Origin of the sequence: Kitasatospora sp. NPDC058162 (genome assembly GCF_042884005.1) — a bacterium.
In the GTDB taxonomy this organism is placed as follows: Bacteria; Actinomycetota; Actinomycetes; order Streptomycetales; family Streptomycetaceae; genus Kitasatospora.
Genome location: NZ_JBHVUS010000007.1, coordinates 370,388 through 385,845 on the forward strand (window position 1 = coordinate 370,388; position 15,458 = coordinate 385,845).

A 15,458-nucleotide genomic window follows, 5' to 3' on the forward strand; every position below is an offset into this window, starting at 1 on the left:
CTTCGGAACCGGCTGGGCAGCCCGGATGGGGCGTCAGAGGACGAGGAGCGGACGGAGTTCGGCGAAGGTCCGGGCGCCGATCCCGCTGACTTGCCGGAGCTGGTCGATCGAGCGGAACGACCCGTGCGAGGCGCGGTAGGCCAGGATGCGCTGGGCGAGGGTCGGGCCGACGCCCGGGAGCGCGTCGAGTTGTTCGAGGGTGGCGCGGTTGAGACTGACGGGTGGTCGGGGCGCACCGGCTCCGGGCAGTCCGCCCGCACCGCCCCCGGAGGCGGGGACGGGCACGGGTACGGGCGCCTGCTCGCCGACCGTGATCTGCTCGCCGTCCATCAGGACGCGGGCCAGGTTGAGGCCCCGGGTGTCCGTCTCCGGCAGCGGACCGCCCGCCGCCCGCAGCGCGTCGGCCACCCGCGAGCCGCCGGGCAGGGTGTGCAGGCCGGGCAGGTGGACCCGGCCGCCGACGTCGATGACGACGGCGGCCTCGGCGCCCGGGCCCGCGGAGGCCGCCGGTGGACCGGCCCCGCTGCCGGGCGGGCCGTCGGTGGCGGGCGGGCCCGACTCCGGCGGCGCCGAGGCGGCCGCCAGCACCGGAACGGCCACCGCCTCCGGCCGGGCCAGCCAGAAGTGCTGTACGGCGTAGCCCACCGCGAAGAGCAGCAGGACGGCCAGCCCGGCCACCGCCCGCCGGTCGAGCGCCAGCACCGAGGCGAACCGCAGGCGCGCCCCGCCGCCGGGCGGGTCGGAGAGGTGTACCGGCTCCGGCGGGACCGCCCCCGGCGGCACCGCACCGCGCGGCACGACAGCAGGCGGCACGACCGCCACCGGCACGTCCTCCGCCGGCTCGCCGCCCCTCAGCGCGCCGTCCCTCAGCTCTCCGTCCGCCAGTGCGCCGTCCACCAGCTCGTCGTCCGTCGGCAACAGCGCCGCCATCCGCAGCCGCACCGTCTCGTTGATCGCTTGGCGCTTCGCCGCGCCCAGGCCCAAGGTCGTCATGGCGAGGACGCTAGGAGCACGTCGGAGAACGCGCGGAAATTTCCGAAAGCCTGTGGATAACCCGGGGGTTGTGGATAAAAAGTGTCACTCACACGAGTGGTCACACCACGCGGTGGTTGACCAACCCCGCATCAGCGCGGCGCGACCACCACCGCGAGCAGCCCCGGCCCGACGTGCGCGCCGATCACCGCCCCGACCTCGCCCACGTACAGCTCCCGCAGCCCCGGCACCCGCGCCCGCAGCCGCTCCGCGAGCTGCTCGGCCCGCTCCTCGGCCGCCAGGTGGTGGACGGTGATGTCCACCTCGCCCTCCCCCGAGCGCTCGACCGCGATCTCCTCCAGCCGCGCGATCGCGCGCGACGCCGTCCGCACCTTCTCCAGCGGCTCGATCCGCCCCGCGTCCAGGTGCAGCAGCGGCTTGACCGCCAGCGCCGACCCGAGCAGCGCCCGCGCCGCCCCGATCCGCCCGCCCCGGCGCAGGTGCTCCAGGGTGTCGACGTAGAAGAAGCCGCTGGTCCCGGCCGCCCGCCGGGTCGCCGCCTCGGCCGCCGCCTCGAGACCCCGGCCGGCCTCGATCGCCTCGGCCGCCGCCAGCACTCCGTACCCGAGGGCCATCCCGACCAGCCGGCTGTCCACCACCCGCACGGGTACGGGCGCCTCGGCGGCCGCCAGCCGGGCGGCCTCGACCGTGCCGGACAGCTCGCCGGAGATGTGCACCGACACGATCCCCCGCGCCCCGGCCTCGGCGGCCGCCCGGTAGGCGGCGGCGAAGGTCTCCGGGTTGGGGCGGGAGGTGGTCACCCGCTGTTTGGCGCGCAGCGCCTCGGCGACGTCCTTCGGGGAGATCTCGACGCCCTCGCAGAGGACCGCGTCACCGACCGCGACGCTCAGCGGTACCACCGTGATCCCGTGCCGGTCGAGGGCCGCCTGCGGCAGATAGGCCGTGGAATCGGTGACAACTGCGAGGTCGGAGGGCATGAGGCGGAGGTTACTCCCCGTTCGTCCGGGAGGACAGCGACCGTCCTCGAGCTCCGCGGGGGCCCGGGGCGCGAGCGGGACTCAGCCCGCGGAGGGCCCCGTGGAGGGCCCGGCCGACGGCTTCCGCAGCCGCTGCGCCAGCTTCGCCAGCGGGTCGGCGAGCCCGAGGAGGTCCTCGGCGCTGGGCCGCCCCTTCCCGTCCGTCAGCCCGGCCCGAGCCGCACCGACACCCGCACCGGCTCCCGCGCCCGCAGCACCCGCACCGGAAGCGCCCGCAGCACCCGCGCCCGCAGCACCCGCACCGCCCCCCGCCGTGTCCCAGTGCCGCAGCGCCCCCGCCTCGCTCTCGCACTCCTGGCTCAGCCGGCTCAGCTCGTCGTCCGCGAACCGGTGCATCCGGTCCTGCGCCGCCCACCGCATGGTCTCCGCGGCGTGGGTGATCCGCTCCGCCCGCTCGCGCAGCTCCGGCAGCTTGGCCGCGATCCGCGCGGTGTCCGGTTCGCGCTCCAGCACCCGCAGCTCGCCGTCCAGTTCGGCCGCGTGCGCGTCGAGCCGGGTGAGCAGCGCGAGCGACTCGCCGAGCTGGCCGTCCTGCGCCAGCCCACCCTCCAGCACCTGCCGGGTGCCGTCCAGCGAGGTCCGCAGCTTGAGGCGGACGGTGGCGATCTGCGCGGGCGGGCCGACCTTGGTGTACGTCTTCGCCTTGAGGGTGGCGGTCTCGACGGCGCGCCGGGCGTTGGCCTCGTGCCGCTCGACCTTCGCGGCGACGGCCTTGGCCGCCTTGACCGTGCCGACCACGGCCAGGACGAGCGTCGCGATCCCGAAGAGCAGGACCAAGCCGATCATCACGCCGAACACGTCCATCGCGCGTCACCTTCCGCCGCAGTATCGGCCCCACCGGGCCCAACGCGGGCCGCACTGCCGAGGGTTCCACCGTAGCCGCCGGGTCCGGGCCGGGGAGGCCCGAACGGGCTCGGTGGGCGGAGATCAGGGACAGATCCGGGATCTCCCCGAGGGCCGGACCGGCCCCGCCCGGCCCCCTGGACAAAGCACCGGGCGGGCGCCCCGAAGGACACCCGCCCGATCAAACCCCGAGCTCAGACCGAACCGAACCGAACCGAACCGAACCGGATCGATCCCGATCCCGAACCGACCTCAGCCGGTCACGATGTTCACCAGCTTCGGCGCCCGCGCGATCACCTTGCGCACCGCCGCGTCACCGATCGCCGCGACCACCGCCGGGTCCGCCAGCGCCAGCGCCTCCAGCTCCGCGTCCGTGATGCTCGGCGCGACCTCCAGCCGCGCCTTGACCTTGCCCTTGATCTGCACCACGCAGGTCACCGACTCGTCGACCACGTACGCCGGGTCCGCCACCGGGTAGTCGGTGTGCGCCAGCGACTCGCCGTGGCCCAGTCGGCGCCACAGCTCCTCGGCGATGTGCGGGGCCAGCGGCGCGACCATCAGCACCAGCTGCTCGGCCACGGCCCGCGGCGTGGAGCCGCGCTTGACCAGGTAGTTGTTCAGCTCGATCGCCTTGGCGACGGCCGTGTTGAAGCGCAGCCCGGCCATGTCGCCGCGGATGCCGTCGATCGCCTTGTGCAGGGCGCGCAGCGTGGCCTCGTCCGGCGCCTCCTCCGTGACGACCAGCTCGCCGGTGGTCTCGGAGACGACGTTGCGCCACAGCCGCTGCAGGAAGCGGTACGAGCCGACGACGGCCCGGGTGTCCCACGGGCGGGAGACGTCCAGCGGGCCCATCGACATCTCGTACAGGCGCAGGGTGTCCGCGCCGTACTCGTCGGCGATCTCGTCCGGGGCGACGGCGTTCTTCAGGGACTTGCCCATCTTGCCGGCCTCGCGCTTGACCGGCTCGCCCTGCCAGAAGTACTTGCCGTCGCGCTCCTCGATCTCGGCGGCGGGCACCGGGAAGCCGCGCTCGTCGCGGTAGACGTCCGCGGTGATCATGCCCTGGTTGAACAGCTTGTGGAACGGCTCGACGGAGGAGACGTGCCCCAGGTCGTGCAGCACCTTGTGCCAGAAGCGGGCGTACAGCAGGTGCAGCACGGCGTGCTCGGCACCGCCGACGTACAGGTCGGCGCCGCCGGCCGGCTTGGCCTCGGTGGGGCCCAGCCAGTAGCGCTCGTTGGCCGGGTCGACCACCACGTCGGCGTTCGTCGGGTCGACGTAGCGCAGGTCGTACCAGCAGGAACCGGCCCAGTTGGGCATGGTGTTGGTCTCGCGGCGGTACGTCCGGACGCCGTCGCCCAGGTCCAGCTCGACGTTGACCCAGTCCTCGTTGCGGGACAGCGGGGTCTCCGGCGAGGAGGCGGAGTCGTACGCGTCGTAGGTGCGCGGCGAGTAGTCGTCGACCTCGGGGACCTCGACCGGCAGCATCGACTCGGGCAGCGCGTGCATCACGCCGTCCTCGTCGTAGACGATCGGGAACGGCTCGCCCCAGTACCGCTGGCGGCTGAACAGCCAGTCGCGCAGGCGGTAGTTGACGGTGCCCTCGCCGATGCCGTGCCCGGCCAGCCAGGCGGTGGCGGCGGCCTTGGCCTCGACCACGCTCAGTCCGTCCAGGGACAGGGACTGCGCCGAATCGCCCTCCGAGCGCACCGAGTTGACGATGACCGAGTCGTAGGTGTCGAAGGCGTCGTCCCACTCCGCCGGGTCCGAGCCGCGCCCGTCGGTCGGCTCGACGACGCAGCGCATCGGCAGCGCGAAGGCGCGGGCGAAGGCGAAGTCGCGGTGGTCGTGGGCGGGGACGGCCATGATGGCGCCGGTGCCGTAGCCCATCAGCACGTAGTCGGCGATGAACACCGGCACGGACTCGCCGCTGACCGGGTTGACGGCGTAGGCGCCGGTGAAGACGCCGGTCTTGACCTTGGCCTCGACCTGGCGCTCGACGTCCGACTTGGCGGCGGCCGCGGCCCGGTAGGCGGCGACGGCCTCGGCGGGGGTGGCGGCGCCGCCGGTCCACTCGGCGGGCACGCCCTCCGGCCAGGCGGCGGGGACGATCGCGTCGACCAGCCCGTGCTCGGGCGCCAGCACCATGTAGGTGGCGCCGAACAGGGTGTCGGGCCGGGTGGTGAAGACGGTGATCTTCCCGCCGTCGACCGCGAAGTCGACCCGGGCGCCCTCGGAGCGCCCGATCCAGTTGCGCTGCTGCAGCTTGATGGCCTCGGGCCAGTCCAGCAGGTCCAGGTCGGCGATCAGGCGGTCGGAGTACGCGGTGATGCGCATCATCCACTGGCGCAGGTTGGACTTGAACACCGGGAAGTTGCCGCGCTCGGAGCGGCCGTCCGCGGTGACCTCCTCGTTGGCCAGCACGGTGCCCAGGCCCGGGCACCAGTTGACCGGCACCTCCTTGGCGTACGCCAGGCGGTACTCGCCCAGCACCTCGTCGCGCTCACCGGCGGTCAGTTCGGCCCAGGCGCGGCCGCCCGGCACCTCGCGCGCGCCGGACTCGAACGCGGCGACCAGCTCGGCGATCGGACGGGCCTTGCCGGCTGCCTCGTCGTACCAGGAGTTGAAGATCTGCAGGAAGATCCACTGCGTCCAGCGGTAGTAGTCCGGGTCGATCGTGGAGATCGAGCGGCGCGGGTCGTGGCCCAGGCCCAGCCGGCGCAGCTGGTGGCGCATGTTGGCGATGTTGGCCTCGGTGGAGACCCGCGGGTGGGTGCCGGTCTGCACCGCGTACTGCTCGGCGGGCAGGCCGAAGGCGTCGTAGCCCAGCGTGTGCAGCACGTTGTGGCCGGTCATCCGCTGGTAGCGGGCGAAGACGTCGGTGGCGATGTAGCCCAGCGGGTGGCCGACGTGCAGGCCCGCGCCCGAGGGGTACGGGAACATGTCCATGATGAAGCTGTGCGGCTTCGCGGCGACGTCGCCGGCGGCCGGGTCGGCCAGCTCACCGGTGGGGTTGGGGGCGTGGAAGGTGCCCTCCTTCTCCCAGATGTCCTGCCAGCGGGACTCGATCTCCGCCGCCAGCGCGGCGCTGTACCGGAACGGCTCGGTCGCGGTCGCGGTCTCGGCCGCGCCGGACGCAGGGGTCGTCTCGCTCATGGTCCTTCAAGCTCCATCGGTGTCAGTTGGCGAACCGCGCGACGCGGCCGACCGTGGACCCGTCCCACGATGCGGGCGGGGGCGGAAAACAAAAAATCCCCTCGCAGGAGGGGACGCCACGCCGACTCCGGCACCGCCCGAGGGCGCGGCCGGTCCTGGTCAGCGCGGCCGGCTAAGGAGCAGGCGCACGGTTCGCATGGGCTCAGGGTACCGCAAGCAGGTCAGGGCGCTCCTGGCCGTCCCACCGGGGCACCACGCCCCCCGCCGCGGCACGCCGGCCCACCGACCCGCCTCCGCCCCAGACCTCACCGCGCCTCACCACCACACCCCACCTCACCGCGCCACCACACCCCACCCCACCTCACCGCGCGGCGCCACCGCCCCGCCCAGCCGCGCCCTCGCGCAGTCCCGCCGCCTCGAAGTCCCGCAGCGCCCTGGCCAGCCGCTCCGACTGCATCCCCGCCGCGAGCGAGCGCGCCAGCCCCGCCGTCCGGGCGGCCTCCCGCTGGTCGCCGAGCCGCCGGTGGGTCTCGGCCAGGCGGACCATCAGCAGTGCCTTGGAGCGGGCCCGCCCCGCCCCGAGCCCGGCGACGGCCTCGGCGAGCAGCGCCTTGGCCATCCGGTGCTGACCGAGCGCCAGCCGCCCCTCCCCCACCATCCCGGCCAGGTCGGCCCGGGCCTCCTCGGTGCCGGGCACGCCGTCGAGTTCGGCGAAGGCCCGGGCGGCGGCCTCCTCGGCCCGGGCGGCCTCGCCGCGGCGGCCGTGGGCGCGGGCGATCCGGCCGAACTGGCGGGCCCGCCCGGTGGGGCTGAGCGCGGGGCCGTGGGTGTCCAGGGCGGTGCACAGCGCGGTGACGGCGTCCAGGCCGCGCCCGCCGCTGCCCTGGGTGGCGAGCGCCACCAGCGCGCCGAGCCCGGCGACCCCGAGCCGGACGTCGCCGCTCACGTGGGCGGCGCGCAGCGCGGCGACGAAGGCCCGCTGGGCGGCCGCGTCGTGGCCGAGGTCGTACGCGGCCCAGCCGGCCAGGCGGGCGAGCCTGCTGGCGGTGCCGTACAGCTCGCGGCCGAGCCGTTCGTCGTACGCGCCGAGTTCCAACAGCTTGGCCAGCATGGCGAGTTCGGCCCGGGTGGGGCCGAGGACGAGGCCGCCTCCGCAGGAGCGTTCGAGGCGCTGCTTGCTGCGGTAGGACAGGCCGAGTTCGCCCGCCAGCGTGGGGTCGACCCGCAGCGCGCCCTCGCCGCCGCCGACCGGGGGCGGCGGCGAGGCGAGCCGTTCGGCGGCGTGGTCCAGGTCGGCGCTGCGGAACAGGTCGGTGAGGCGGACCGGGCCGGCGTCGGTGGCGGCCTCGCGCAGCGCGGTCTGGGCGGTGTCGGCGGTCCACGGGTCGGTGAGCAGCCGGGGCGAGAGGATCTTGGCGCCGCGGTGGCCGCCCATCCGGCCCCAGAGCTGCTCGTAGGTGACGGCTATGCCGAGGGTGCGGCTGAGCACCTCGCAGACCGTCTGGTCGTGCGGGCTGCGCGGCACCATGCCGCGGTCGCGCCACTTGTACGGGGCGGTGGAGCTGATCGCCAGGCCCGGCGGCAGGGCGAGGCTCACCTCGCGGGCGAGCCGTTCCGGACTCCAACCGAGCTGGTGCAGTATCCGGGCCAGCTCCTCGTTCCGCCTTCGCTGCAGATCGGCCATGGCACGACGGTAGCGGTCCTTCCCACCTGCCCGCCGGTGGCATGCACACAACGGCGAAGAGCCGCCCCCCGTAACGGGAGGCGGCTCTTCGACCACTGTGGAGCTATGGGGAATTGAACCCCAGACCTCTTGCATGCCATGCAAGCGCTCTACCAACTGAGCTATAGCCCCTTGACCTGCAATGTCACCGGGTTTCCCGTCGTTTCCGTCCGGTTTCCCTCGGCGACATCGACTACTTTACACGGTCCGGGGCGTGCTCCTGAAATCCGTTTCCCGAGGCCACCACCACAGCCCGCCCGGACGTCCGCACGGCACCCGCCCGCACGGACCGCCCGCACCGACGGACACCCGCACGGACGGGCACCCGCCCAGACGGACGCCCGCCCAGCCAGACGCCCGTCAGCGCACCGCCCGCCGGCTGCGCGCGGCGAAGCACGCCCCGACGAGCACCACCGCAGCGTTGACCGCCAGCGTCACCAGCACCGCGTGCCCCGAGTCGGCGGCCGGCGCCGGCAGGTCCACCTGCCCGAGGAACACCGAGCCGATCACCGCGACCCCGATCATCTGCCCGAGCTGCAGGACGGTCACCGTCACCCCGCTGGCGTCGGCCGCGTCCTCCGGGGCCACCCCCGCCAGCGCCCGGGCGAACAGCGGCGCGTACGCACAGCCCGCGGCCAGGCCGAGCGCGGCCGTCTCCACCAGCACCGCCGCCCCGATCCCTCCGCCGTCGCCGAGCAGCACCCCCAGCAGCAGGTAGCCGCCGCCGAGCAGCACCCCGGCGATCACCGGCAGCGGCCCGTGCAGCCGCCGTGGCAGCCGGTGCCAGCGCAGGCTGCCCAGGCCGAAGCCGACCGCGACGGGCGCCGAGCAGAGCCCGGCCCGCAGCGCGCTGTGGCCGAGGGCGGCCTGCTGGTGGAGGGCGAAGGTGAACATGAAGCCCGCGTAGGCCGCCATGATCGTGAACAGTCCGACCGCCGCGGGGCGCAGTCCGGGGGCGCTCAGCACCCGGCCGGGGATGAGCGGTTGCCCGCCGCGCCGGGCGACCCCGCGCTCGACGACCACGAACAGGCCGAACAGCAGCACGCTGCCGGCGATCATCCCCCAGCCCCAGGCCGGCCAGCCGAGCTCGCTGCCGAGCACCAGCGGCACCACCAGCAGGCCGAGCGCCGAGCCCACCACCACCAGGCCGGGGACGTCGAAGCCGCGCGAGGCGTCGCCGGGCAGCCGCGGCAGCAGTCGGGCGCCGGCCACCAGCAGCACCAGCCCGATCGGCACGTTGACCAGGAACACCGGCCGCCACCCGGTGCCGAACAGGTCGGCGCTGACCAGCACCCCGCCGAGCACCTGCCCGAGCGCGACGCCGACGGCCAGCACCGCCGAGTAGAGGCCGATCGCCCGGGTGCGGGCGGCACCGGTGAAGGTGCGCTGCAGCAGGCTCGTCACCTGCGGCACCATCAGGGCCGCGCCCGCGCCCTGGAGCAGCCGGAAGGCGATCAGCGTGCCGGTGGTCGGGGCGAGGCCGCAGGCCAGCGAGGTGAAGGTGAAGGCGGCCAGGCCCAGTTGGAACAGTCGGCTGAAGCCGTAGCGGGCGCCGAGGCGGGCGCCGGTGATCAGCAGGACCGCGTAGGCGACGGTGTAGCCGGCGATCACGAATTGCAGGGCGGCGCCGGAGGCGCCCAGGTCGTTCCGAATGGTCGGCGCCGCGACGTTGACGATGGAGCCGTCGAGCACGGCCATGCACTGCCCGCTCAGGACGATCGCGAGGAGCAGCCCCGGCCGCCCGGCCGGGGTTGCTGCTGTGGTGCCGCCGGCCGCGTCGGGCCGGGTCTGGAGGTCCGTCATGGCCACCAGCCTGGGGCGGCGCCGGTACTGGTGGTTAGAGCCTGCTGATCCTGGTACCGGCAGCACCTGTATCGCCCGCGCGCCCTGCGGCACGATGGACGGCATGACCGTGCTGGAGGAACTCCCCGTCGCGTCGGACGACCGCGACCGCGACCGCGAGCGCGACCGCGAACGCCGGCGCACCGAGCTGGCCCGCTTCCTGAAGGCCTGCCGAGCGCGGGTCACCCCGGAGGACGTCGGCCTGCCGCCGGGGCTGCGCCGTCGCACGCCGGGGCTGCGGCGCGAGGAGGTGGCGCAGCTCGCCGGGGTCGGGGTCACCTGGTACACGTGGCTGGAGCAGGGGCGGCCGATCAACGCGAGCGAGCAGGTGCTGCTGGCGGTGGCCCGGGCGCTGCGGCTGGACGGCACCGAGCGCGAGCACCTGTTCCGGCTGGCCGGGACGGCGCCCTCGCCGCTGGCCCAGCCGGCCCCGCCGGAGCTGAGCCCGGCGATCCAGGTGATCCTGGACTCGCTGGCGCCGCTGCCGGCGGCGGTCTCCAACACCCGGTTCGACGTGCTGAGCTTCAACCGGCCGTACCGCTCGCTGTTCGGCATCGAGCGGATGCGCCCGGCCCACGGGGTGTTCTTCAACAGCCTCTGGTGCATGCTGACCGCGCCGAAGTGCTGCAACCCGTGCGAGAACCCGGAGGAGACGCTGCCGCGGATGGTGGCGGTGCTGCGCTCCGCGTACGGCAAGCACGTCGGCGAGCCGGCCTGGGAGGCCCACGTGCAGCAGCTGTCGGCCCGCAGCGAGGTGTTCCGGGAGCTGTGGGCCCGGCAGGAGGTGGCGCCGCCGAAGACCCTGCACCGGATCTTCCGTCACCCGGACCTCGGCGTGATGCGGCTGAACGCCACCTACCTGACGATGCCGGGCGTGCCGGAGTGCTACATCGTCGTGTACGTCCCGGAGAGCCCGTACGACCGCGAGCTGGTGGAGCGGCTCAACTCCCTGCCGCCGGGCGGCTGGCGGCACACCTGCAAACCGTAGGAGCCGCTGGGCCGCTGGGGCCGCGAGGGACCGACCCTCCGGCCCCGCCCCGGCGGTCCCCAACGCCCGCAACGCCCTCAACGCCCCGAAACGCCGAGAGGCCGCCACCCCTTGGGTGACGGCCTCTCGAACTACTGTGGAGCTATGGGGAATTGAACCCCAGACCTCTTGCATGCCATGCAAGCGCTCTACCAACTGAGCTATAGCCCCGCGACGCGGGCGACCCTGGCTCCGGAACTCCGATTTCCACGACCGCCGATGCGGAGTGGAGCTATGGGGAATTGAACCCCAGACCTCTTGCATGCCATGCAAGCGCTCTACCAACTGAGCTATAGCCCCGCACTCACCGGATCTCCCGCTTCCCTTCCGGGCCGCGTTCCTTCCCTGCGAACGAGGAAGACTCTAGCTGGTCAGGCCCGGAACTGCGAAATCCGCTCCTTCCGGGCCCCCGCGAAGCCCCGTCACCGAGTGCCGTCAGGTGTCGTCGCCGATCACCGGCTGCGGGAGCGTGCCCGCGTTGTGCTCCAGCAGCCGCCAGCCGCGCGCCCCCTTGCCGAGCACCGACCAGCAGCAGTTGGACAGCCCGCCGAAGCACTCCCACAGGGGAGGCTCCAGGCCCAGCAGCCGCCCGAGCATGGTCCGGATGGTGCCGCCGTGGCTGACCACGACCAGGGTGCCGTTCTCCGGCAGCTTGCCGACGGCCTCCAGCACCACCGGCACCGAGCGGTCGGCGACCTCGCTGGACAGCTCCCCGCCACCGCGGCGCACCGGCTCCCCGGCCGCCCAGGCCGCGTACTCCTCCGGGTGGCGCTCACGGATCTCGGCGTTGGTCAGCCCCTGCCAGGTGCCCGCGTACGTCTCCCGCAGGCCCTCGTGGTGCTGCACGTCCAGCCCGGTGACCTTGGCCAGCTCCTCGGCGGTGCGCCGGGCGCGCGTGAGGTCCGAGGAGATCAGCAGGTCGGGGCGCAGCCCGGAGAGCAGCCGGGCCGCCCGCTGGGCCTGCAGCACGCCCTGGCCGGTCAGGTCGATGTCCGTGGTGCCCTGGAAGCGCGATTCGAGGTTCCAGGACGTCTGGCCGTGCCGCCAGAAGACGATGCGCGGGCCGCGCGCATCCCTGCTCAGTGCAGGTCCTCGGGCTTGCCGAAGTCGTCGGCCGGGGCGACGGCGTTGCCGGCGTCGTCGGTGATCGCGTCGGGACGGTTGCGCGACTCCAGGGCGTCCGCGGGCAGCGGCAGCTCGGGGCAGTCCTTCCAGAGGCGGTCCAGCGAGTAGAAGGAGCGCTCCTCGGAGTGCTGGACGTGCACGACGATGTCCAGGTAGTCGAGCAGGATCCAGCGGCCCTCGCGCTCGCCCTCGCGGCGCACCGGCTTGATGTCCAGCTGCTCGCGCAGCTGGTCCTCGATCTCCTCGGCGATCGAGCGGACCTGGCGGTCGTTGTTCGCGGAGGCGATCAGGAAGGCGTCGGTGATCGACAGCACCTCGCTGACGTCGAAGGCGATGATGTTGTGCGCGAGCTTGTCGGCTGCCGCCTGCGCGGCGACGTTGATGAGCTGCTGGCTGTGGTCGGTGACGGTCACGGTGTTCTTCCGGCTCGGCGGCTTGGGGCGGCCCCGGCACGGTGGCCGGGGTCGCCTTCCAGGATCTCACGCCGTCCCCGCGGCCTCGGACTGCATTTTCCGGGGCCGCGGGGGCGGGCAGGGGCCGTAGCCGGGCGCCTACTGGGACTTCGGCGGCTGGTAGTCCTTGCCGAGCACGACCACCAGGTCCGCGTTCTGGGCGTCCCCGACCTTCTTCACCGCCGTGTCCGGCAGCCCCAGGGTGGTCGCCAGGGACTTCGCCGCGGCCTGCCGGGCGTCGTCGGTGTAGCGGATCTCACTGTTGGCCTGCGGCGCGGTCTTGGCGCCGCCCGGGATGAACGTCAGGCCCGAGTTGACGATCTGGACCTGCGCGGCGGCGCCCGCCGCGTCGTTGCCGGAGGCGTCCTGCAGCGAGACCCGGGCGGGGGCGTCGCCGACCGCCGCGGACTTCACGGTGCCGCCGAGCACGTCCTTGACCTGCTTGCCCGCCGTCGCCTCGTCCAGGCTGCCGTCCGGCTTGACGGTCAGCGCGGTGGTGCCGAAGTGGCCGTCCTTCGCCTGCTGGGCGAGCTGGGCGAGCACGCCGGCCAGGGCGTCCTCGGGCAGCGAGGGGTCGAGCACCGCGTTCATCCGGTGCACGTCGTCCTTGGCGTCCTTGAAGTCGGTCGGCATGGTGCGCACCACGGCGTCCATGACCTGCCCGAACCGGGCCAGCTGGGCGTCCCGGTTCTCGCCGGGCGCCTGGAGGGTGGCGTACGCGACCGCGGCCTTCCCGCTGAGCATGGTGTTCTTGCCGGCCGCGGAGAGCAGCTTGCCGTCCGGCTTGCCGCCCTCGTGGGTCTCGGCGTTGGTGTCCACCCGGACGCCGCCGAGCTGGGAGACCAGCAGTTCCAGGTACGGGGTGTCCAGCCGCCAGGTGCCGGCCACCGGGGCGCCGAGCACGGTGGACAGGCCGTCCCGGGTCGCCGAGGCGCCGATCGCGTCCATGGCCTGGCCGACCGTGGTCACCGGCGGGTCGCCCGGTCCGGGCAGCCGCAGCACGTCGGGCAGCAGCAGCACCGTGCCCTTGTGTCCGGAGGCGTCGTCGACCAGCAGCGCGCTGGACACCTTGCCCTGGAGGTCGCGCAGGTGGACGACGGTGACCTGCCGCCCGCCCGCCGCGGCGGCCGCGGTCGGCTTGTCCCCGGTGAACCACAGGTAGCCGCCGACGCCGCCGGCCGCGAGGGCCAGCACCACACCGAGGCCGACCAGCCGGTTCTTCAGCTTGCGGCGCCGCTCGGCGCGCACCTCGCTGCGGGACTCGGCGAACTTCAGCCAGTCGATGACGTCCTCGGACTCCTCCGCCTCCTCGTCGACGAAGGTGAACTCGCCCGTGGCGTAGGAGTCCTTGGGGGCCCGGCCGCCGACCTTGCCGGCCCTGGCCCCGGCGACCTGCTCGGAGGGCGCCGCCGGCCCGGCCGGAGCCGCGGCCGCGGCGGGCTTGGGGGTGCGGCGGCGCGGCGGCGGCACGACGGCCGGCGCCGCGGGCGGCTCCGGCTGCGGCTCGACCTGCGGCTGCGGCTCGGCGACCACCGGCGCGGCCTGGTACGCCTGCTGGGCCCCCTGCTGGTAGCCCTGGGCCTGCTGCTGGTAGCCGCCGTACGGGTCCTGCCCGTAGACCGGCTGCCCGTACTGGTCGTAGGCCTGCTGCTCGTACGTCTGCGGCTCGTACCCCTGCTGCGGCTCGTACCCCTGCTGCTGCCCGTACCCCTGCTGCTGCGGGAACTGCCCGGTCGGCCGGCCCCCCTGCTGGTAGCCCTGGGCCTGCTGCTGGTAGCCCCCGTACGAGCCCTGCCCGTACACCGGCTGCCCGTACTGGTCGTAGGCCTGCTGCTCGTACTGCTGGTCGTACCCCTGCTGCTGCCCGTACGCCGACGGCTGCTGCAGCGGCTGCTGCCCCGACTGGTACTCCTGGCCCTGGTACGGCTGCTGGTACTGGCCGGTGGACCACTCCTCCGGCCGCTGCCCGCCGTTGCCGCTGCCGTTACCGCTGCGATCGGTCACGCCCGCTCCTGGCTCAGGTCCCGTGCGGCGCGTACAGCGCCCGCTTGTCGATGTAGCGGACCACCCCGTCCGGGACGAGGTACCAGACCGGCTCGCCCTTGGCGACCCGGTTGCGGCAGTCCGTGGAGGAGATGGCCAGCGCCGGGACCTCCACCAGGGAGACCCCGCCCACCGGCAGCCCGGCGTCCGACAGGACGTGCCCCGGACGGGTGCAGCCGATGAAGTGGGCCAGCGAGAAGAGCTCGTCCGAGTCGTGCCAGGACAGGATCTGGGCGAGCGCGTCGGCGCCGGTGATGAAGAAGAGGTCCGCGTCCGGGTGCATGGCGTGCAGGTCGCGCAGGGTGTCGACGGTGTACGTCGGGCCCTGGCGGTCGATGTCGATCCGGCTCACCGAGAACTGCGGGTTCTCGGCGGTGGCGATGACCGTCATCAGGTAGCGGTCCTCGGCCGGGGTGACGTGCCGGTCGCTCTTCTGCCAGGGCTCACCGGTCGGGACGAAGATCACCTCGTCCAGGTGGAACGCGCTCGCCACCTCGCTCGCGGCGACCAGGTGGCCGTGGTGGATCGGGTCGAAGGTGCCGCCCATCACGCCCAGGCGCTTCTTCACCGGTTCCGGTCCGCCGGGATTCCCGGCCTGCTCTCCCATGCCGCCACACCTTACGCGACGCCTGTTGCGGTCCGGGAACGGCCGTGTGGGGGTTGTCCGCAGATGCGTGAGGGAGCGGCCGGCCCCCTGGCCGGACGCTCCCCGAGCGGTCCCGGGACCAGGCTCAGCGGTCCCGGTTGAAGCGGGTGGTGATGAAGAGCAGGAGAACCAGGATGAACAGCGCGGCGCCACCCGTCAGCAGCGGGTTGAGGCTGTCGTGGTTGCCCCCCTCGGCGAGGAGGTTCAGGGCGGGGAGTGCGGCAGCAGTGCTCATGGTCGGCGGGACCTTCTCGGCTCGGTGACGGACCTGGGGGTGGTTCCGGGCCGGTGAGGGCCCACCCGTCATCGTACGGGGGGTTACGCGGCAACCGCTCGGCGGCCCACCGCCGCTGACCGGGCGTGAGCGAACCGAGTGGGACGCGGCTTCTACTGGCCCCGGAAGGCGCGGGCCATGATCCAGACCAGCAGGCCGATCCCGACGAAGGAGGAGATCACGATGATCCGCAGGAACAGGCCCGGGCCGGCCTCGTCGGAGATGGGTGCGGCCAGGCTGACCAGCGCTTCGGTGGACATCTGAGGGGCTCCTCGAACTGCTCGGTACCGCGGCCGG

Annotated in this window: 13 protein-coding genes and 3 tRNA genes; 1 reads left to right on the top strand and 15 read right to left on the bottom strand. The window is 73.8% G+C overall.

Annotated elements, in window-relative coordinates; all coding sequences use genetic code 11:
- Window positions 1-33: 33 nt before the first annotated feature.
- The 7 genes from ACFVXG_RS17335 to ACFVXG_RS17365 all read right to left on the bottom strand — a co-directional run bounded on the left by ACFVXG_RS17335 (window position 34) and on the right by ACFVXG_RS17365 (window position 9,555).
- Window positions 34-993, bottom strand: coding sequence for a helix-hairpin-helix domain-containing protein (locus ACFVXG_RS17335; RefSeq protein ID WP_387928359.1), 960 nt, complete (start codon window positions 991-993; stop codon window positions 34-36).
- Window positions 994-1,124: 131 nt separating this feature from the next.
- Entirely contained in the window at window positions 1,125-1,970 is an 846-nt protein-coding gene (locus ACFVXG_RS17340; protein ID WP_387928361.1) for a DegV family protein, read from the bottom strand.
- 81 nt (window positions 1,971-2,051) lie between these two features.
- Window positions 2,052-2,834: a hypothetical protein gene (locus tag ACFVXG_RS17345; RefSeq protein ID WP_387928362.1), complete on the bottom strand. Its 783-nt coding sequence runs from the start codon at window positions 2,832-2,834 to the stop codon at window positions 2,052-2,054.
- 291 nt (window positions 2,835-3,125) lie between these two features.
- Window positions 3,126-6,029, bottom strand: coding sequence for a leucine--tRNA ligase (leuS, locus tag ACFVXG_RS17350; protein WP_387928363.1), 2,904 nt, complete (start codon window positions 6,027-6,029; stop codon window positions 3,126-3,128).
- Window positions 6,030-6,390: 361 nt separating this feature from the next.
- On the bottom strand, window positions 6,391-7,713 hold the full coding sequence (locus tag ACFVXG_RS17355; RefSeq protein WP_387928365.1) for a hypothetical protein: 1,323 nt from the start codon (window positions 7,711-7,713) through the stop codon (window positions 6,391-6,393).
- Between the two features lie 98 nt (window positions 7,714-7,811).
- Window positions 7,812-7,884: transfer RNA gene (locus ACFVXG_RS17360), tRNA-Ala, on the bottom strand.
- Between the two features lie 228 nt (window positions 7,885-8,112).
- Complete coding sequence (locus ACFVXG_RS17365) at window positions 8,113-9,555, bottom strand: MFS transporter (protein WP_387928367.1); 1,443 nt, start codon at window positions 9,553-9,555, stop codon at window positions 8,113-8,115.
- Between the two features lie 103 nt (window positions 9,556-9,658).
- Between ACFVXG_RS17365 and ACFVXG_RS17370 the strand changes: the two genes are divergently transcribed.
- Window positions 9,659-10,582: a helix-turn-helix transcriptional regulator gene (locus tag ACFVXG_RS17370; RefSeq protein ID WP_387928369.1), complete on the top strand. Its 924-nt coding sequence runs from the start codon at window positions 9,659-9,661 to the stop codon at window positions 10,580-10,582.
- 137 nt (window positions 10,583-10,719) lie between these two features.
- On the opposite strand, the gene ACFVXG_RS17375 is transcribed toward ACFVXG_RS17370, so the two are convergent.
- From ACFVXG_RS17375 to ACFVXG_RS17410, 8 genes are all read right to left on the bottom strand, one after another.
- A tRNA-Ala gene (locus ACFVXG_RS17375) sits at window positions 10,720-10,792 on the bottom strand.
- 56 nt (window positions 10,793-10,848) lie between these two features.
- Window positions 10,849-10,921, bottom strand: a tRNA-Ala gene (locus tag ACFVXG_RS17380).
- A gap of 135 nt (window positions 10,922-11,056) precedes the next feature.
- Window positions 11,057-11,704, bottom strand: a complete 648-nt coding sequence (locus tag ACFVXG_RS17385) for a histidine phosphatase family protein (RefSeq protein ID WP_387928432.1) — start codon at window positions 11,702-11,704, stop codon at window positions 11,057-11,059.
- On the bottom strand, window positions 11,701-12,159 hold the full coding sequence (gene rsfS, locus ACFVXG_RS17390; RefSeq protein WP_350505427.1) for a ribosome silencing factor: 459 nt from the start codon (window positions 12,157-12,159) through the stop codon (window positions 11,701-11,703). The genes ACFVXG_RS17385 and rsfS overlap by 4 nt, the downstream gene beginning before the upstream one ends.
- Window positions 12,160-12,297: 138 nt before the next feature.
- Entirely contained in the window at window positions 12,298-14,202 is a 1,905-nt protein-coding gene (locus ACFVXG_RS17395) for a LytR C-terminal domain-containing protein (RefSeq protein ID WP_387928371.1), read from the bottom strand.
- 13 nt (window positions 14,203-14,215) lie between these two features.
- Window positions 14,216-14,848, bottom strand: coding sequence for a nicotinate-nucleotide adenylyltransferase (gene nadD, locus ACFVXG_RS17400; protein ID WP_350505429.1), 633 nt, complete (start codon window positions 14,846-14,848; stop codon window positions 14,216-14,218).
- A gap of 124 nt (window positions 14,849-14,972) precedes the next feature.
- Entirely contained in the window at window positions 14,973-15,122 is a 150-nt protein-coding gene (locus ACFVXG_RS17405; protein WP_350505430.1) for a hypothetical protein, read from the bottom strand.
- Window positions 15,123-15,274: 152 nt separating this feature from the next.
- Window positions 15,275-15,421, bottom strand: a complete 147-nt coding sequence (locus ACFVXG_RS17410; protein ID WP_387928373.1) for a hypothetical protein — start codon at window positions 15,419-15,421, stop codon at window positions 15,275-15,277.
- Window positions 15,422-15,458 lie beyond the last annotated feature (37 nt).